Origin of the sequence: Enterobacter cloacae complex sp. IR5384, assembly GCF_049237265.1 — a bacterium.
Classification (GTDB): domain Bacteria; phylum Pseudomonadota; class Gammaproteobacteria; order Enterobacterales; family Enterobacteriaceae; genus Enterobacter; species Enterobacter cloacae.
This window is the reverse complement of sequence record NZ_JBMKHJ010000007.1, coordinates 1-17,071: the sequence shown is the minus strand read 5'-3', so window position 1 is coordinate 17,071 and position 17,071 is coordinate 1. Positions and strand designations below refer to the sequence as shown.

General features: G+C 51.5%; 16 protein-coding genes, 1 tRNA gene and 4 pseudogenes. 18 read left to right on the top strand and 3 right to left on the bottom strand.

What is annotated here, in order from left to right; genetic code table 11:
• The first annotated feature begins 47 nt into the window (after positions 1 to 47).
• The 6 genes from fumD (at position 48) to ACOTX3_RS08270 (ending at position 4,669) form a co-directional block, all read left to right on the top strand.
• Positions 48 to 257: a fumarate hydratase FumD gene (fumD, locus tag ACOTX3_RS08295; protein WP_013096944.1), complete on the top strand. Its 210-nt coding sequence runs from the start codon at positions 48 to 50 to the stop codon at positions 255 to 257.
• A 118-nt stretch (positions 258 to 375) separates the two neighbouring features.
• Positions 376 to 543 carry a hypothetical protein gene (locus ACOTX3_RS08290; protein WP_013096943.1) on the top strand — a complete coding sequence of 56 codons (168 nt, stop codon included), beginning with the start codon at positions 376 to 378 and terminating at the stop codon, positions 541 to 543.
• 144 nt (positions 544 to 687) lie between these two features.
• A complete protein-coding gene (locus ACOTX3_RS08285) occupies positions 688 to 2,094 on the top strand; it encodes a DUF1996 domain-containing protein (RefSeq protein WP_045295861.1) in 1,407 nt (468 codons plus the stop codon).
• A 72-nt stretch (positions 2,095 to 2,166) separates the two neighbouring features.
• A complete protein-coding gene (locus ACOTX3_RS08280; protein WP_058679097.1) occupies positions 2,167 to 3,495 on the top strand; it encodes a sensor histidine kinase in 1,329 nt (442 codons plus the stop codon).
• Positions 3,488 to 4,099 carry a response regulator transcription factor gene (locus ACOTX3_RS08275; protein ID WP_047023691.1) on the top strand — a complete coding sequence of 204 codons (612 nt, stop codon included), beginning with the start codon at positions 3,488 to 3,490 and terminating at the stop codon, positions 4,097 to 4,099. The genes ACOTX3_RS08280 and ACOTX3_RS08275 overlap by 8 nt, the downstream gene beginning before the upstream one ends.
• A gap of 90 nt (positions 4,100 to 4,189) precedes the next feature.
• Positions 4,190 to 4,669, top strand: a complete 480-nt coding sequence (locus ACOTX3_RS08270) for a GlcG/HbpS family heme-binding protein (RefSeq protein WP_020688318.1) — start codon at positions 4,190 to 4,192, stop codon at positions 4,667 to 4,669.
• Positions 4,670 to 4,705: 36 nt separating this feature from the next.
• Here ACOTX3_RS08270 and ACOTX3_RS08265 read toward each other — a convergent pair whose 3' ends face one another.
• On the bottom strand, positions 4,706 to 4,846 hold the full coding sequence (locus tag ACOTX3_RS08265) for a hypothetical protein (RefSeq protein ID WP_013096938.1): 141 nt from the start codon (positions 4,844 to 4,846) through the stop codon (positions 4,706 to 4,708).
• Between the two features lie 125 nt (positions 4,847 to 4,971).
• Here ACOTX3_RS08265 and ACOTX3_RS08260 point away from each other — a divergent pair, with 125 nt between their 5' ends.
• Together ACOTX3_RS08260 and ACOTX3_RS08255 are read left to right on the top strand one after the other, a co-directional pair.
• Entirely contained in the window at positions 4,972 to 5,754 is a 783-nt protein-coding gene (locus ACOTX3_RS08260) for a hypothetical protein (RefSeq protein WP_058679096.1), read from the top strand.
• A 72-nt stretch (positions 5,755 to 5,826) separates the two neighbouring features.
• Positions 5,827 to 6,462 carry a carbonic anhydrase gene (locus tag ACOTX3_RS08255; RefSeq protein WP_013096936.1) on the top strand — a complete coding sequence of 212 codons (636 nt, stop codon included), beginning with the start codon at positions 5,827 to 5,829 and terminating at the stop codon, positions 6,460 to 6,462.
• Positions 6,463 to 6,487: 25 nt separating this feature from the next.
• On the opposite strand, the gene ACOTX3_RS08250 is transcribed toward ACOTX3_RS08255, so the two are convergent.
• Complete coding sequence (locus ACOTX3_RS08250; protein ID WP_127868967.1) at positions 6,488 to 8,083, bottom strand: FAD-NAD(P)-binding protein; 1,596 nt, start codon at positions 8,081 to 8,083, stop codon at positions 6,488 to 6,490.
• Positions 8,084 to 8,203: 120 nt separating this feature from the next.
• A tRNA-Val gene (locus ACOTX3_RS08245) sits at positions 8,204 to 8,280 on the bottom strand.
• Positions 8,281 to 8,966: 686 nt separating this feature from the next.
• Between ACOTX3_RS08245 and tssB the strand changes: the two genes are divergently transcribed.
• The 10 genes and pseudogenes from tssB to ACOTX3_RS08195 form a co-directional block, all read left to right on the top strand.
• Positions 8,967 to 9,458, top strand: a complete 492-nt coding sequence (gene tssB / locus ACOTX3_RS08240; RefSeq protein WP_105826565.1) for a type VI secretion system contractile sheath small subunit — start codon at positions 8,967 to 8,969, stop codon at positions 9,456 to 9,458.
• A 41-nt stretch (positions 9,459 to 9,499) separates the two neighbouring features.
• The gene (tssC, locus tag ACOTX3_RS08235) at positions 9,500 to 11,035 is read left to right on the top strand and encodes a type VI secretion system contractile sheath large subunit (protein ID WP_105826596.1); all 1,536 of its coding nucleotides are present in this window, start codon (positions 9,500 to 9,502) and stop codon (positions 11,033 to 11,035) included.
• A gap of 17 nt (positions 11,036 to 11,052) precedes the next feature.
• Positions 11,053 to 11,373, top strand: a pseudogene (gene tssK, locus ACOTX3_RS08230) (type VI secretion system baseplate subunit TssK); the annotation flags it as partial.
• Positions 11,374 to 11,700, top strand: a pseudogene (tssD, locus tag ACOTX3_RS08225) (type VI secretion system tube protein TssD); the annotation flags it as partial.
• A gap of 171 nt (positions 11,701 to 11,871) precedes the next feature.
• Positions 11,872 to 12,708, top strand: a pseudogene (locus ACOTX3_RS08220) (Clp protease N-terminal domain-containing protein); the annotation flags it as partial.
• Between the two features lie 232 nt (positions 12,709 to 12,940).
• Entirely contained in the window at positions 12,941 to 13,681 is a 741-nt protein-coding gene (locus ACOTX3_RS08215) for a T6SS immunity protein Tli3 family protein (RefSeq protein ID WP_127869296.1), read from the top strand.
• Positions 13,682 to 13,859: 178 nt separating this feature from the next.
• Positions 13,860 to 15,539, top strand: a pseudogene (locus ACOTX3_RS08210) (T6SS effector phospholipase Tle3 domain-containing protein).
• 11 nt (positions 15,540 to 15,550) lie between these two features.
• On the top strand, positions 15,551 to 15,781 hold the full coding sequence (locus ACOTX3_RS08205) for a hypothetical protein (RefSeq protein WP_176601177.1): 231 nt from the start codon (positions 15,551 to 15,553) through the stop codon (positions 15,779 to 15,781).
• A 413-nt stretch (positions 15,782 to 16,194) separates the two neighbouring features.
• Positions 16,195 to 16,395, top strand: a complete 201-nt coding sequence (locus tag ACOTX3_RS08200) for a hypothetical protein (RefSeq protein WP_127869297.1) — start codon at positions 16,195 to 16,197, stop codon at positions 16,393 to 16,395.
• Between the two features lie 254 nt (positions 16,396 to 16,649).
• On the top strand, positions 16,650 to 17,071 hold a 422-nt coding region (locus ACOTX3_RS08195), incomplete at its 3' end, for a contractile injection system protein, VgrG/Pvc8 family (RefSeq protein WP_421634972.1).

Genomic DNA, 17,071 nt, shown 5'->3' with positions numbered 1-17,071 from the left:
CGAGGGATCATTTAAGCTGACGGTTTAGGGCAACGGAGTGGATCGCTATGGGCAATGTGACCAAAGACGAAGAGCTGTACCAGGAGATGTGTCGGGTGGTAGGGAAGGTCGTTCTGGAGATGCGTGACTTAGGGCAGGAGCCCAAGCATATCGTGATTGCCGGGGTACTGCGTACGGCGCTGGCGAACCAGCGCGTAAAACGGAGCGAGTTAACCACCCAGGCGATGGAGACAGTGGTGAAGGCGCTGGCCGGGTAAGGCACCAGCGTTTCGCGAGTTACTCAAATCCTGCATATCAACTGTCGTTATTGTTATTTCCCCTTCCTGATGTAGGCGTGTTTTACTGAAGTCAGGTAAAGCGAGAGGGGTACAGACGATGAAAAAGTGGATAAGCACGTTACGGCGGTTTTTTGCGACCCGGCCCGCGAATGCGGAGAACAGCGCGCAACGTGTTCTTGAGTCGATACTGCCTGTCGCCAGTCTGTATGGCGTGGACGTGGCCAACATTGACCCGGAGTGGTTCCATGATAAAACGTCACGCTGAACTGCGCCGCACGCGCGAAATGTACTGGAATGAGCTGTGCCTCGATGCTGTAAAGCGTGGATGAGCGGAAAAATACGCTGGGAAATCCTCGGTTAACGCAGGCCGTTTTGTTACCAATATCTCCTTTCACAGAAGGAGATGAAGATGAAACGGACTGTATTCACGCCCGCCCTTTTAGCCACCGCGTTACTGATTGCCATGCAGGCGGCCCATGCCGGGCCACAGGCGCATGTGGTCTGCAGTTACTCCCACACCCTCGGCGATGACGCCATCATGATGTTTGGTATGCCCAACCAGGCCATGTGGCACGATTTCTTTGGCAATACCCATACCGATGCCTTTTCAACCCGGGAAACCTTGCGCCAGCATGAAGAGACGACCTGTGATAACAAGGCCGACGGCTCTGCCTACTGGGCGCCTTCTCTGAGATTACCCGACGGAACGGTGGTCAAACCGGCCTATCAAAAAACCTATTATCAGGCCTCGAAGGTTGATGCCTATCCCTTGCACCCGTTCCCGGCCGGGCTGTCGCTGCTCGCCGGGGATCATCACGGCAGCACGCCCAACCCCCATATCAGCTTTTTATGCGCGAACGGGAATGGCTATAGCAGCAAAATCGGGGAGGTATGCGGGCTGCGTAAAGCTAACGATGCCGTCCAGTTTAATATTGGCATTCAATTTCCGAACTGCTGGGACGGTGTGAATCTGAAGCCCGACCACGGTCTGGCCAATGCGGCGTATGACGTTAACGGCCAGTGCCCGAGCGCGTTCCCGGTAAAAATTCCAACGGTTAACATGAATGTGGCTTACGTGCTGCATGGTATTACCCGCCTGGACACCCGTCAGGCGCAACTGTCGCTCGATCCGGTGATGCAGGGGGCTGAACGTGAAGAACGCTGGGGTAGCCTCTACACGGCGCATGCCGATTTCATGAACGGCTGGACGGACGATGCCGCCCGCTTTATGACCGAACGCTGCATGAACCGCGGTATGGATTGTGGTTCAACCGTGCCCTATGGTTATTCTATGGCGAAGGCCAATGTCTGGCTCAGCAGTCTTGAACCGAACATCACTCAGCCTTCACCGCAGGTGTTACTGGTAGAAGATAACTGGCAGAACGGTGGACGCACAAAAAACAGCGAGACGCTGAGCCTGGTAAAATTCCATATCCCACCGCTGCCCGCCGGGCAGGATCCGTCCTTGTTTAAATACCGCATCCGTATTTTCGGTGGGAAGGTAGAAAACAATGGGGCTGATCAGATTTTCTTTTATCCGGCCAGTAATGACTGGGATCCTGCGACCGTGAAGTGGTCGTCGCGTCCGGCCTGTAATTACCGTTCCGATGCCGTGCTTTATCTGAACCATGTTCGTGAATACCGGATGGTCGACGTGGATAAAGCCGTGCGTAAGGCGCTGGCGGAAGGAAAAACCGAGATCTCGTGGTATATCGGTGGCGATCGCCAGGGGAATCATTATCAGTTTGAACCAGCCTCATCACCAGACGGGTTAATGCTCATGCTGACTGGCTTTAAACATACGCCGGAGGTCTGACCCCACGTTTTTTTGTCCTTAACAGGGTTAGCTGGTAAGGTCTCGGCATTCGCCACTGCCCCTGTTAACGCAATGACCACCAACAGCATGATGAAACGCGCTATCGTTCTTTGGGCGATAGCGTGCACGCTCAGCGGCGTACTGCTCTACGCCGAACAAATTCGCCGTCAGTTCTGGGAACGAGACCGTGAGTTCTCGGCGTTATTTTCCGAATTAAGCGCGGTCCTGACGCAAAATGAATCGGTCTTACCGCTTTTGAATGGCGATGAAGACATTGCCGCCTTGCGCAAAAAATTCCCCCATCTGCTCGCCCTGGAAAAAACGACGGGACGCCCACTGGATGCGGCGCGGGTGGAGCCTGCCCACGAGATGCAGTACTGGCTTTATAACCCCTGGCGTCAGATCCGCGTGCGGGTGGATCTCGGGCCGATTCTGAATGCGCATCATCCGTTTACCCACCTTGGGATCCGCTTCATACCGACCAGAGAAGAACGGCCCTCTGACGCATTCTGGCACTGGCAACGCACCTTCCCGCAACATACGCAACCTTTTACGCTTGAAGCGGATTCCCGGCCGGACTGGTTTGGCGTCTCCTGGTCTGTTTACCCTTTACTGTTTATCGGCTGGGGGATAGTGATTGCGCTGGCAAACGTGGTGCTCTGGCAGCGTAAAGCGCGTAAAGACGCCGAGCAAAGGGCGCGCTATTACCAGCACGCCAGGCTCAATACCCTTGGGGAGATCACCGCAGGTATTGTGCATGAGATAAACCAGCCGCTGACCGCCGTCCAGACGTGGATCCAGGGCGCGCAGCGTCAGTTACAGCAGGAAAACGGCCAGGCCGTGTCGCAGGCGCTGTCGGCTGCGCTGACACAAACGCAGCGTATTAGCGCATTATTAACCCGTTTTCGTGAGCACGTTGTGAAGGAGAAAGTCACCCTGCGGGAAACCGATCTGGCAGCATGCTGGCTACAGGTGGTGAACTTACTTGAGCATGAGCGCAGGGCTGAGCATATCTCGGTCAGCCATGTGTTTGCCCTCGGGGCCACCACCGTGCTGGCCGACCCGCTCTGGCTGGAGCAGGTGCTGCATAATCTGCTCAGCAATGCGATTCAGGCCCAACAGGCGAGTCCTGCTGGCTGGGTAAAGATTGAAAGCCACAAAACCGAGAGTGGCATTCAGATTACCGTGACGGACGGCGGGCCAGGCTTTAGTCCGGAGGCGTTACAGAATGCCTTTATGCCGTTTTACAGCGGCCGGGAAGAGGGCATTGGCCTGGGAATGACCTTAACGGAATCATTAATGACGCGTATGAATGGATCGATTACGCTGGGCAATGCGCCGCAGGGCGGGGCAGAGATCCGGCTACAACTGGCAAACGGAAAGGAGGCTACGGTTGGATAACACAATCTGGCTGATTGATGATGATGAATCCATCAGAGAGTCGATGGCGTTTTTGCTTTCGGGCATGGGGTGGCCGGTCAGGACGTTTGAAAGCGTTGATGCCTTTACCGCGGCCCATGCACGGGACGCGGAGCTGGTAGGCTGCATGCTGCTGGATATGCGGATGCCGGGCAAAGGCGGGCTCACCTGGCTTGAGGAGGGGAAATGGCCCTGGCCCCTGCTGCCGGTAATCATCATGACCGGGCACGGGACCGTAGATGCCTGTCGTCGGGCATTTCGTAACGGCGTGTTTGAGTTTTTCACCAAGCCGCTGGATGCCGATAAGCTTATCGAAACGGTAGGGTTAGCCTTTGAGGAGAGTCAGCGCCGGTTTGCCGGCTGGCAGGAAACCTCCCGGGTGAAAGCGCGCTTCGCACAATTAACCGCGCGGGAGCATGAGGTGCTGGGGGAGTTGATGAAAGGGCTCAGCAACAAAGAGGTGGCCGCCCGGCTGAATCTCTCGCCACGGACGGTGGAAGCACACCGCGCGGCGGCGTTTACCAAGCTTGGCGTCGGCAGTCTGGTTCAGGCAATACGCGAATACGATAAATTGCAATCCGTATAACTACCAGGTTGAGTGCGTATTCAACCGAATTATGTTTCATCGCCCGGTGGGGTACGCTCTGCCACGTATCCCAACACGCGAGGAAGTGCGATGAAAAAATTAATGATGGTTGCGGCACTGGCCGCAGGTAGCGTAAGTCTGTCGGCACAGGCCGATACGTTAAACCAAAAGAGTCTCTCGCTGGCGCAGGCGAATGCGCTGGCCACGTCCGCCATTCAGGCGTGTACGGCAAAGAATTATCAGGTGACGGTCACCGTGGTTGACCGTGCGGGTGTGGTGAAAGCCGTGCAGCGTACGGACAATGCCGGTCCTCATACGGTTAAAGCCAGCGAAATGAAAGCCTGGACGGCGCTCAGCGCAAAGAATGCCTCAGGCAAAGTGATGGAAGCGGCGCAGAGCAACGCCGGCGCGCAAAACATGCGTGATATTCCGGGCTTCCTGCTGCTGGCGGGCGGCCTGCCGGTGAAAGAGGGCGATGAGGTGATCGGGGCGATTGGCATCGGCGGTGCGCCGGGCGGTCATCTTGATGAAGCCTGCGCGCAGGCGGCCATTGACGGGCTGAAAAAGTAACCAAAAAAAAGCACCGGGTTAACCGGTGCTTTTTCATCAGATCTTGCAGGCATCGCCGCAGTCGTCATCTGCAACAATCGCCTGGGCTTTTTTATCTGCGTCGTCCAGACGTTCCGCATTACGCTCTTCTGCTTCATCCAGTCCGTTAAAGACCAGGTTTTCGAGATCAATTTCCATGTGGCACCTGCTTTGTTCAGTTTTTGATACTGGCACAGTATAGGGCAAAAAAGGCCAGCAATGTACCTCGCAGCACATATGGATAATCCCTGCCATACTCTCTGCTTTATGGCTGAGGAATGCATATGATGACACTCTGCAAAACCTGTGGTACTGCGTATGACGCCACGCCGGAAACATGCCCGATTTGCGAGGATGAACGCCAGTATGTTCCGCACAGCGGCCAGGCGTGGATTGACTTTGCTACCGTGACTTCCACCCACAGCAACAAATGGCAGCAACTGGAGCCACAGCTGTTCAGTATCAAAACGGTGCCTGCCTTTGCGATTAACCAGCGCGCGCTGCTTTTACGTACCCCACACGGCAATATTCTCTGGGACTGTATTGCCAACCTCGACCCGGCAACCAAAACGCTCATTACCGCGCTCGGCGGCATCAGCGCGATTGCGATCTCGCACCCACACTATTACACCACCATGCAGACCTGGGCTGCGGTATTTAATGCACCGGTGTACCTGCACGCCAGCGACAGAGAGTGGGTCATGCGCGGCAGTCCTGCCATTCAGTTCTGGGAAGGGGATGCGCTGGAACTATTTCCGTCGGTCACCTTGTTGCGTCTGGGGGGACATTTTGCAGGCGGTACGGTGCTGCACTGGCAGGAGGGCGAAGGCGTATTGCTGGCGGGGGATATTCTTCAGGTCACGCCCGGAAAAGACGCCGTTTCGTTTATGTGGAGCTACCCGAATATGCTGCCGCTGCCAGCCCGCACCGTTGAGCGGATTACCGGTCTTCTGGAAGGCAAAAAATTTGCCCGCCTGTACGGTGCCTTTGAGGGACAAAACATCCCGGCAAACGCGGATGAGATTGTGCAGCGGTCAGGCCAGAAATATATTGCTTGTCTCAGGTAAAGCACGATGGGTAAACTTCACGAGTGTGATCCCGATCATACCTAAACAACAACAGATAAAAGAGAAATTGCTATGCAACATATCATTGAAGGTTTCCTCAACTTTCAAAAAGAGATTTTCCCGCAACGTAAAGAGCTCTTCCGCAGTTTAGCGTCCAGCCAGAATCCCAAAGCGCTGTTCATCTCATGCTCCGACAGCCGTCTGGTACCAGAACTGGTCACTCAGCAAGAGCCAGGACAGCTCTTTGTCATTCGAAATGCTGGCAACATTGTGCCGCCGTTCGGGCCAGAGCCGGGCGGTGTCTCCGCAACCATCGAATATGCCGTTGTGGCGCTTGGCGTGACGGATATTGTGATTTGCGGTCACTCCAACTGTGGGGCGATGAAGGCGATTGCGGATAACGCGAACCTCGAACCGATGCCTGCCGTCTCCCACTGGCTGCGTTATTCTGATGCCGCTAAAGCGGTGGTGGAGAAGAAAAGCTGGGATCAGCCGATCGACAAAGTGAATGCAATGGTGCAGGAGAACGTCTTTGCGCAGCTGAGCAACATCAAAACCCATCCATCCGTTGCTGTGGGTCTGCGCAATAACGCCCTTCGCCTGCACGGCTGGGTGTATGACATTGAGAGCGGTGAAATTCGTGCGCTGGATAAAGCGACGAAAACCTTCGTTTCTCTGTCAGAGAACCCGGAAGTGTTCTTCGAATAATGACGGTCAGGGCATGGAAGCCCTGTCAGCTATCGAAATACGGCAATCTCCTGCGTAACCCAGAAGCGGGTTTTTCCGCCGCTTTCGCCATCGACCCGGCAATCTCGGCACACTCGGCCAGTCCCTGAACGAAGGGATGATCGTGCATCAGCCACGGTATCGCGCCAAACGCGATTCTCCCGCGCACCGTTTCTGGTGCTTTAAGCGTGTAATCCTCGCCAATATCAGGGATCTCGTCGCCTGTCGCCTGCAGCTGTTTGCGCAGTGTCGGGAAAGGCAGATCCTCTGTTTTCAGCGGTTTTTGCCCGCGGGCATCAATAAACACGTCAAAGAGATAGGTGTTGTCTTCAGTCGCGATCGCCGTCTGGGCGCGACCGACATCCAGCGTGTAATCATCACCTAATGCGACAACGCTGATGATCCCGGCCTCGCGCAGCGCAAGCAGCCGACGGATAGACTGCGGTGGAATGGCGGCGTAGTTGTCGATAAACACCCGCGCAAGTCCCTGTTTGAAACGTTCCCGGTCCGGCTCATTAAGATGCGGCACGATCTCCTGAACCACCTCGTGCAACCGAAGCACGGTGTAGCGCCAGGGCACCGTTCGCCGCTCACGTTTGTTGCGTTCGACCTCATTAAGATTGGCTTCTGCCCAGCTAAACGGACCGTGCTGTTTGCGGTCCTCAAACCAGGCATCGCGAAGGGTGTCCGCATCCAGGGCGCGCAGCCCGATTTTCTCACACCATGCCGGGTCGGCGAGTTCCAGCTCTTTGACCATCAGGGTAAAAATACGATCCAGCAGGCCGTCAGACCCTTTGGCGATTTCATTCTCAACGACAAATTCAGTTAATACCGACAGCGGCTCGTAAGGAATAGGGCAGTAAAAATCGGCCTCAGGCAGAATGCCTGTCCGGGACATGAGAACTATTTTTAACGCCTCGCTGCCCTTATCCAGAACGAATTTGTCATCAACAAAGGCGCCATGCTGCATAACAACCGCCATGGCGGCGTCCAGTCCGCTTAATGAGGTCCTCATAATCCCCACCCGACAGGCTGGGATATCGGCGTCCATCAACCCGGACCAGGGGCTTGGGAAGAAGGTGCGCGTGGCCTCATCCTCATCAGGCCAGACGTGGCCGGTGGCGATGACGGCAAGATTGAAGCGTTCAGGTAAGCGGCTGTTATTTACCGAAAGCGTAACGCCGTCTTTGTCGGTGGCGATATCCGTCACCTCGGCGGATTCATGGATATCGACCTGAAATCCCAGCCTGCGAGCCTCTTTGACCACCCTGAGAAAACTGTCACGAAAATATTCCCCCAGCAGGATTCGGGGCAGAAACTGCCGGTCGTGCAGGGAAGCTTTCTCGACGTGATAGCGGGCGAGATGGGCTGCACTCTGCTCTTTTAACCAGTCGAGGTAGGTCATAAAAACGGGTGGGATTTCAATGCTGGCAATATTCGCCAGCATCAGACGCGAGTTTTCATCAATTCGATAGGGCATGCCCACGCCCGCTTCCTCGGCTTTTTCGAAAATGGAAACGGCCAGTGGCGTTTTATGCTTCAGGAGCGCGTAAAAGGTGTAAATCCCTGTGGGGCCGGAGCCGATAATGGCGATTTTTTTCATCGACACTGTTCCTGCTTTTTTTTGTCATATGAAAAGCGTAGCAGGAGAAAGCGTAAAAAATCAGGCGATTGGGATTATTCAGACTACAAGAAGAGGATTTGCACCATTTCAGGATTGAAATGGTGCGTCCGAGTGGACTCGAACCACCGACCCCCACCATGTCAAGGTGGTGCTCTAACCAACTGAGCTACGGACGCAGAATGGCGGAAAACCCATGTTGAGTCTGCCTGTGTTGCCAGCATTCTCTCCGGTTCATTACGGACAGGGAGACCATTATTACCTGTCAGCAATTTCCGGAAACAGAATAAAATGGACTTTTAGTATGGAAATTAATGTCAGGTATTTGTGTGTTTTAAATCATTATTTTTTAGACTGAGCGTTGTCGGGAGGTTTATAATCAGCAGGTGCTAAAGGTTAACATTCGGTGGGAATATTCATTTTACGAATGATTATGGGGTGTTTGCCACGTTTTATGAATATTGTTTCATCCGAAAAAGAACTTCGTTCCTGGAGATAAAGCACAAAAGAATAATTCACCACTGCTATATCTGGTTTGCGTTGTGCTATATTTTTGTGTCCAATTGCTGGACAGCAATGATTTTGATTTAGGTCAATAAGATATGTTACTTTCGTCATAATCGTATCATTAGCAGGCATCTGGATTTTTGTGCTGGCTTTCCTGATAAATACAGTCAGGGTTTCTTATGGCAATTGCCTCTCTGGAATTATTTGTGAAATAAATAAGATGAAGGTTATTAATAAAAGTTCAATTGTGGATTTTGGATCTATATTGTTGATTTTTTTGTGGTGATTTATTCTAATATCGGGTTTGTAAAGAAGTGTCGTTATTTTCAACAAATATTCCTCACGGAAAGGGGCCACTATGGCTGACTCGTTCCAGAACGAAGTGCCTAAGGCACGCATTAATTTAAAACTTGCATTGCATACCGGAGGGGCACAGAAGAAAGTTGAGTTACCCCTTAAATTACTCACTGTCGGTGATTTCAGTAACGGTAAAGAGAGCCGGCCATTATCTGAAAGAAAGAAAATCAACGTCAACAAAAATAACCTCAACAGTGTACTTTCGGAATTTAACCCGGAGGTCAACATGACGGTTCCGAATACGCTGGCGGGTGAGCGTACGGAAGAGAATGTGACGCTGCGCTTTTCAGATATGAAAGATTTTGAACCCGAACAGGTGGCCCGACAAATTCCTCAGCTTCGTGCCATGCTGGCGATGCGTAATTTATTACGTGACCTCAAGTCCAATCTGCTGGATAACGCCACTTTCAGAAAAGAGCTCGAGAAAATTCTTAAGGACCCGGCGCTGTCTCAGGAATTACGTAACGAAATGAGTGCCCTGGCCCCGAAATAAAAACGGGCGCGTCTTTTAATGGATTAAACGAGAGAATGCTGATGTCTGTTAATACTGAAAATGGCTCCGCGCAGGGGCAGACCACTGTGCTGGAAAAAGAGAGCGTCTACGCCTCCCTGTTCGACAAAATCAACCTGACCCCGGCCACAAGCCTGGGCGATATCAATGCGTTTCTGGACGATGCCGCACTGTCTGATGCTCCGGCAGGTGAGCGCCTGACAGCGGCAATGCAGGTATTTATGGACTGCATCCGCAAATCCGGCCAGCCAGTGGAAAAACTCGATAAAACCCTGATTGACCACCATATCGCGGAGCTGGATTTCCAAATCAGCCGCCAGCTGGATGCGGTGATGCATCATGCAGAATTCCAGAAGGTGGAATCCCTGTGGCGTGGCCTGAAGCAACTGGTGGACAACACCGACTACCGCCAGAACGTGAAAACGGAAATTCTGGATGTGTCCAAAGACGACCTGCACCAGGACTTTGAAGATGCGCCGGAACTTATCCAGAGCGGCCTGTACTGGCACACCTATACCGCTGAATACGACACCCCGGGCGGCGAGCCGATTGGCTCGGTTATTTCAGCGTACGAATTTGACGCAAGCCCGCAGGACGTGGCGCTGTTGCGCAATATCTCGAAAGTCTCTGCCGCCGCGCATATGCCATTTATCGGTGCCGTCGGGCCGAAATTCTTCCTCAAGGAATCGATGGAAGAGGTGGCCGCGATTAAGGACATCGGTAACTACTTCGACCGTGCCGAATACATCAAATGGAAATCCTTCCGCGACACCGACGATGCCCGTTATATCGGCCTGGTGATGCCGCGCGTGCTGGGGCGTCTGCCTTACGGTCCGGACACGGTGCCGGTGCGCAGTTTCAACTACGTTGAGCAGGTGAAAGGTCCGGACCACGAAAAATACCTGTGGACAAGCGCATCTTTCTCCTTCGCCTCCAACATGGTGAAGAGCTTCATCAACAACGGCTGGTGCGTGCAAATTCGTGGCCCGCAGGCAGGCGGGGCCGTGAAAGACCTGCCGATCCACCTGTACGATCTGGGTACCGGCAACCAGGTGAAGATCCCGTCAGAGGTGATGATCCCGGAAACCCGCGAGTTTGAATTCGCTAACCTGGGCTTTATACCGCTGTCGTACTACAAGAACCGTGATTACGCCTGCTTCTTCTCGGCAAACTCGGCGCAGAAACCGGCGCTGTACGATACCGCCGACGCCACGGCCAACAGCCGCATCAACGCCCGTCTGCCGTATATCTTCCTGCTGTCGCGCATTGCGCATTACCTGAAACTGATTCAGCGCGAAAATATCGGTACGACGAAAGATCGCCGTCTGCTGGAGCTGGAACTCAATACATGGGTACGCAGTCTGGTGACCGAAATGACCGATCCGGGCGACGAACTGCAGGCCTCACACCCGCTGCGCGACGCGAAGGTGGTGGTGGAAGACATTGAGGACAACCCGGGCTTCTTCCGCGTGAAGCTGTTCGCGGTGCCGCACTTCCAGGTGGAAGGCATGGACGTGAACCTGTCGCTGGTGAGCCAGATGCCGAAGGCGAAAGCGTAAGTTAAGGCAGGAAGCCAATGAAAACGGAACAACCGTTATGGGGCAGGGGCCAGATGGTCTCTCCCCAGCACTTCCAGCAACAGGCCGCGTATGCGGCCTGGTCTGCGGAATGCATCGCCCGGTTAGGTCTCTCCCATCCCTGGGGAGTGATTGATGCCACTTTCGAACCGGATGTACTGAAACTGGGCCGCCTGCAGGCTCGTCATCTGCACATTCGTTTCCCTGACGGGACGCTTATCGACACTGATAATGCTGACGATCTTCCACCGGTTCTGGCGCTTGAGAGTGGATCACAGGATGCGGTGGTGGTGTTGTCCCTCCCGCTGCTGCGGGCGAATCACACGCCGTTCCTGTTCACCAAGGAGATCGACTCATCCAGCCCGTACCTGTACAAGGCGGTGACCACCGGCCAGACCCTGAAATCTGCGGAATTCAAGTGGTACAAAATCAACGATGCCGGCCAGGAAGTGGAGTACTTCAACACCAGACTGGAAAACGTGAAGGTGGTGAAGGTGAATCCGGTGATGCATGACATCAAGGATCCGTCTTTCGAGAAGCACAACCATCTGGAGCAGATTGAGCTGCGCTACGAAAAAATCACCTGGGCCTACAAGGACGGCAACATCATTCATTCCGATTCCTGGAACGAACGCGCCACCGCCTGAGTCTCGTGCGGACGGGTTCTCCCGTCCGCCGTTTTGCTGAACGCCTGTAACCGCGGACGTTCAGCAAAGAAAAACACAATCTGCCTGCCCGACCTTATGCGCTTTGGGTTCCTGAATGACAGGAAAAGCGACGGGCGGTAGCGTGTCCGGAACTGATAAAGAGAGAGTCTCATGGAAAATCCAGCCATCCTGTTACGTCGTCTGAACCCCTACTGCGCCCGTGCGATGGAAGGCGCAGCGTCGCTCTGCCAGACCCGCACCCATGCGGAAATCCTGCCCGAGCACTGGCTGCTGAAGCTGCTGGAGCAGGGTGAAGGCGATCTCACCGTGCTGGCCCGCCGTTATGAATGGGACATGGACGGGATATGGCAGGATTTGCTGAATTTTCTGGAGAAACTGCCCCGTTCAGTGCGCGGCCGCCCGCAGCTTTCGGACAGCACTCAGACCCTGATGCAGGACGCGTGGCTGCGCGCCTCGCTGGCGGGCGAAGAGCAGATACGCAGCATTCACCTGCTGATGGCGCTGGTGGACCGGCAGAGCCTGGTGCGCTGCGACGGTTTATGGCCGCTGCTGACGCTGGGGGTGAGCCAGCTTGAGCGCCTGCGACCGCTGCTGGATGCGCAGTCAGACGAGCGCGAAGAGGTACAGCAGGAAGAAGAACTGGCGCAGGGCGGCAGCGTGCCGCTGTCCGGCAGTGAGGTGAAAGAGGGCGAACTGCCGCCTGCGTTACAGAATGCGCTGGATAAATTCACCCTTGATGTCACCGCTAACGCGCGTGAGGGCAAAATCGACCCGGTTTTCGGCCGTGATACGGAAATCCGCCAGATGGTGGATATTCTCTCGCGGCGTCGCAAGAACAACCCGATTCTGGTCGGCGAGCCGGGCGTGGGGAAAACCGCGCTGGTCGAAGGGCTGGCGCTGCGCATCGCCGAAGGGAATGTGCCGGAGTCCCTGAAAACGGTGAGCCTGCTGATTAAGAACACGGGTATCAGGAAAGCGGGCACTGGCAGTATGCAGGGGGTGATGAAGTCGTTTGAGTCCTCTACGTTTGATGAGAAATTCATCATTACTCAACCCATTTCTGGTAAACCACTAGCAAATCAGAATTATGATATTCATCTGCCGGACGGAAAGATTTTGTCTAGTGTTACAGATAGTTCAGGGAATTCTTCATTAAGAATGTCAAAAGCGATTGATGAATTGAAGATCGTATTAAAAAAATAAAGAAAGGAACAGAATTATGATGAATCCGATCATGCGAATATGTTTTGTATATGGTGTGTTTGTTCTGAGTGGCTGTGTAGCTGGTCCCTATGGAGGAGGAGTTGCCTTTGTGAATCCTTTTTCTGCAATGAATGATATGCAGATGGAGCCGGAAAAGAAAAAACAGCAACCTGATGTATATGGTCCTCCGCAGATAATTTATCGCATTGATAAAGAACGTTACTTTACGCTTGAAGAATACACCCGTTGCGAAAATGGGAAAACATTTTATAACAATACAAAGAAAGGGATTCATACCCAGATCGCCCCCTCTTCAGGTTATTTATTTAAAGGGCGACTGTTCTGGTTATCAAACCGGGATGATTATTTAGCCTTTCCAATTACAGCAAATGATAATAATGCAGCGTGTAAAGGATCTGATAAAGGCTGCCTGAATGTTGTTGCGGTGACAACAGATGGTGGGAAAACAGTGCATTCAGTGACTTACGGTTCGAATACGCAAGATCCTAATAGGGATACAACAGACTATGACATGTTAGTGACTGATGATGGGTTTTATATGATTGAATACAAGCTTGCTAAGCACTCCCCAACTAGTGCTTATGCGCTAAAATGGACATTTAGTCCCGCAACTGAAATTTCACATCCCGCTTATCCTGGGGTGACTGGTCCGGTTTATCAACCAGAGCTTTCATTCGACGTTTCTCAAGTCCCCCAAGAACGTATGCAGTGTAACCATAAACTAGAACCAAAATAATAGTCGTAAGGAATATTAGATGAACAACAAAACGACTCCTACACGAAAGGTCGAGGTTTATACTACAGATAATGGAACCCCATTCCCTTACTCTGCGACATAACATAAAAATGTCAAGGTCAACGCAGAGGTTCAACCTCCCTTACAATTACCCGGTTTAATTATATTCGTTCATGGTGTGAATTCTGAGGGGGAATGGTATAACCATGCGGAGAAAGCTATTTGTGATGGTTTGAATGAACGGTTGGGGTTGTTATCTTTAGATGAGCGATTTCAATTGATGGAGAGTAAATATGAAGCACCTCATTGGAATAAAGAACACACTACTTGGTTAACACCACCTAGAAAAATAAGTGATGAAGGCCGATCCCCGGTTATTCGTTTCTACTGGGGCTATCGTGCCGCTGATAATGAAACTGATAAATACGCTATTTCACTGAAAAATAAACAGGCTGATAACTATTACGACCTGACGCCTGAACAACGAAAAAGCAAAGGCCCCTTTTACTGGGGAGGTGGTCCGTTCCAGAATGGCTGCAACCAACTGGTCAGTTTATGGAGTGACAAAGGGGTTGATAACTGGCCGTCAGCGCTGGGCATTCCGGTGCCATTCAGCACACAGTTATTGAACGGAGAACGTGGCAGGCTTCTGACTGCCGCACCTCCGCGCCATTATTATGCCCACGCAGCCGGTCGTCTGGCAAAGCTCATTAAAACCATTCGAGATAAACATCCTGAAGATACAGTGACAGTTCTGTCACACAGCCAGGGAACCATGGTTGCCCTGGCCGCTGCTGCAATTGAAGCCCCGGACGCGCTGTTTGTGATGAATTCGCCTTACGCGCTGGATAATGAAATGACAACCTATATTTCATATCCCATGAATGAAATTATCAGTTAAGAAGCCAGAGAAGCGACGTTTGCCGATATTGTAAAAAAAGTGGCTGAAAACAAAACACGCTTAAAAAAACAAGGATGTGAAAGATTACTTGTAGGAGCCAGCAGTGATGGCGAAAACTGGTCACCGGCCGGGAAAACGCACAGTGGTCTGCCAGAGCGCGATAACCACGGCACCACCTGGATTTACTGTAACCCTCATGACCGGGTAATGGGCTCAGCCCCTTTACGCAGTATTGGCTGGCAGGGATTACCTAATACGGAAGACAGTCATTTTACTGAACCTCATCCATTATTTAAAGCCGCAGGGGGAACATTATATGTTCGTATGCTTGGGCGGAATACTCCCTGTGGGGATGTACCTAACCCGCAAACGAACTTTAGCGATCTGGGAGATGGTCATCCATTTTGGGACAGTACGAACTCAATAATGCAAAAAATGACCTGGCCAGAACCGGTAAAAGGGCAAAAACTGGCGATTAATGCCCCCCTGGTGCCCAAACCGATGACAGCGAAAGAATTGGAATATTTTGACAAAGATTATCGCAGCAAAGAAAAACAGACAGGAAAAATTGGCTATGGTTACGGGCAAATAGATCCCGACAAGGATATCCCCGTAAATGTCGACTATCGCTATTACATATCGCTCTACGGCTATTTTGACCAGAAAATGAAGCTCAAAGAACCTTCAGGAATTCAATTGCCGGGGCCCGGTTCAAAAGAGGATCGTAACAGATATGAAAAACAATCGAGAGTTGAAATGCTGGATGATGTTCGTACCTATGTTCAGCGACCGACAGATCACAGTACGTTACCTATGGATGAGCGCTTTATGAGAAGGGTCGTTGCCTATGATTTACCAGTTGGCTATTGCTGGCATTCCTGGGACAGAGAAAGTCTTGCTGAATTACGTTACCAGGCTGGCTGGAAAGTGACGATTATTACTGGACAGGTAAACTGACGATCCCTGCTATGCCTGCAATTACGGCTTTTTTAATTTCTTTATTTTTGACTGGGTGTGGCAATCACCTTGAATTTGAGCCCAATAAGTTGCCAAATGGATATATAGATCAGGAATATTATGTTCCAGTTACCATCTCTGGAGGTACAGGACCGGTTGTTGATCTGAGTTATGAAATTAACCCATCAAATTCTGGGCTGAAACTGGAGTTCGCTGAAAAAAATATTACACCAAATATATAATAATTTTACAATAGAAGGTAAGCCTAAGGTACAAGGGATTGTAACAATCAATCTTAGGGGGGGGATTGTTGCTAGTGCGGGGCAATATTTTGAAAAACAATATAAGATTAATATTCGGAAATAAATCAATAAAAATCTTGATTTGTATGTTAAATAATTTTAAAGAGTCATTGTCTTCCCACCTTTATGAGTGTTAAAAAATTATTGAGAAAAAGATGATTCGTCACCAAAAAATTACTGGGAAGTCTAAGGTGATTCTTCAATGGTAATACAGAAATACCGATAGTGATGCTCTAACTGAGTTGAAACCTTCCTCTTGAGGAAGAGTTGATTGGCAAATAAAAGATAATAGCAGTTTCAACTACTGTGCTAGGAATTTTTGGGGAGGCGTGCTATTTAAGTCATTGAGCTAAATGAAATATTCAATTTATGTTTTAATTGTTATTGTGTCTGGCTGCACCGATACTCACCCAACAGTCCTTCCTGAAAAAAAGGTTCTTAAAGTTGTAACCGTTAATTATAAATGCCGGGATGTTATTGAAATAAAAGGTGGAGCAGTTAATGAATCCAGTATATCAGTAAGTATAACTCCGAATGGTTCAGGGCTGATATAGAATTCGGAAGAAATAAAATATAGTTTTGGTGGAGAAGATGAAGTAAACAAAGGTTACCATCGTATCATCATATCTGGTATCCCGAAAAAAACAGGTGATTATAGCGTTACTGTTTCTGGGTTTACTCTTGGCACAATGCATTCCGGTCAAGATTTTTATAAGCAATATACGATAAAGATCAAACAGTAGCTAATTCACTTAGCGCATGTCTGGTTTTTCAGTACATAATTTTTCTGCCAATGTGAAGGAATACAATGAGCATCAATTCTCCGTTGAGATTCAGCCACAGCCACCACCTGCTGGCGATAAAAGGCTGTGAATCAGGGCTTGATGTGCTGGCGTTTGAGGGCGATGAAGCCCTGAACAGCCCCTTCCGCTACCGTATTGAATTCACCAGCGCGGACCATGCCATCAGCAAAGAGATGATGCTGATGAAAGCGGCTTCCCTGACGCTGCAGGCTCCGGTTGACCAGGGTTACGGCATCAAAATCCAGCAGCCCGTGCGGGTGATACAGGGGATGGTGAGCGGGCTTGAGCGCCTGGGCACCTCAAAAGATGAAACCCGCTATGCGGTCACGCTTGAGCCGCGCCTGGCGCTGCTTGACCGCTCGCACCAGAACGCCATTTACCAGGACATGTCCGTCCCGCAGGTTGTGGAGAAAATCCTGCGCGAGCG

What these genes read in the sequence shown, in the direction of transcription:
- fumD (WP_013096944.1), top strand. Translation starts at nt 48, where the DNA reads ATGGGCAATGTGACCAAAGACGAAGAGCTGTACCAGGAGATGTGTCGG.
- ACOTX3_RS08290 (WP_013096943.1), top strand. Translation starts at nt 376, where the DNA reads ATGAAAAAGTGGATAAGCACGTTACGGCGGTTTTTTGCGACCCGGCCC.
- ACOTX3_RS08285 (WP_045295861.1), top strand. Translation starts at nt 688, where the DNA reads ATGAAACGGACTGTATTCACGCCCGCCCTTTTAGCCACCGCGTTACTG.
- ACOTX3_RS08280 (WP_058679097.1), top strand. Translation starts at nt 2,167, where the DNA reads ATGACCACCAACAGCATGATGAAACGCGCTATCGTTCTTTGGGCGATA.
- ACOTX3_RS08270 (WP_020688318.1), top strand. Translation starts at nt 4,190, where the DNA reads ATGAAAAAATTAATGATGGTTGCGGCACTGGCCGCAGGTAGCGTAAGT.
- ACOTX3_RS08265 (WP_013096938.1), bottom strand. Translation starts at nt 4,846, where the DNA reads ATGGAAATTGATCTCGAAAACCTGGTCTTTAACGGACTGGATGAAGCA.
- ACOTX3_RS08260 (WP_058679096.1), top strand. Translation starts at nt 4,972, where the DNA reads ATGATGACACTCTGCAAAACCTGTGGTACTGCGTATGACGCCACGCCG.
- ACOTX3_RS08255 (WP_013096936.1), top strand. Translation starts at nt 5,827, where the DNA reads ATGCAACATATCATTGAAGGTTTCCTCAACTTTCAAAAAGAGATTTTC.
- ACOTX3_RS08250 (WP_127868967.1), bottom strand. Translation starts at nt 8,083, where the DNA reads ATGAAAAAAATCGCCATTATCGGCTCCGGCCCCACAGGGATTTACACC.
- tssB (WP_105826565.1), top strand. Translation starts at nt 8,967, where the DNA reads ATGGCTGACTCGTTCCAGAACGAAGTGCCTAAGGCACGCATTAATTTA.
- tssC (WP_105826596.1), top strand. Translation starts at nt 9,500, where the DNA reads ATGTCTGTTAATACTGAAAATGGCTCCGCGCAGGGGCAGACCACTGTG.
- ACOTX3_RS08215 (WP_127869296.1), top strand. Translation starts at nt 12,941, where the DNA reads ATGATGAATCCGATCATGCGAATATGTTTTGTATATGGTGTGTTTGTT.
- ACOTX3_RS08205 (WP_176601177.1), top strand. Translation starts at nt 15,551, where the DNA reads ATGCCTGCAATTACGGCTTTTTTAATTTCTTTATTTTTGACTGGGTGT.
- ACOTX3_RS08200 (WP_127869297.1), top strand. Translation starts at nt 16,195, where the DNA reads ATGAAATATTCAATTTATGTTTTAATTGTTATTGTGTCTGGCTGCACC.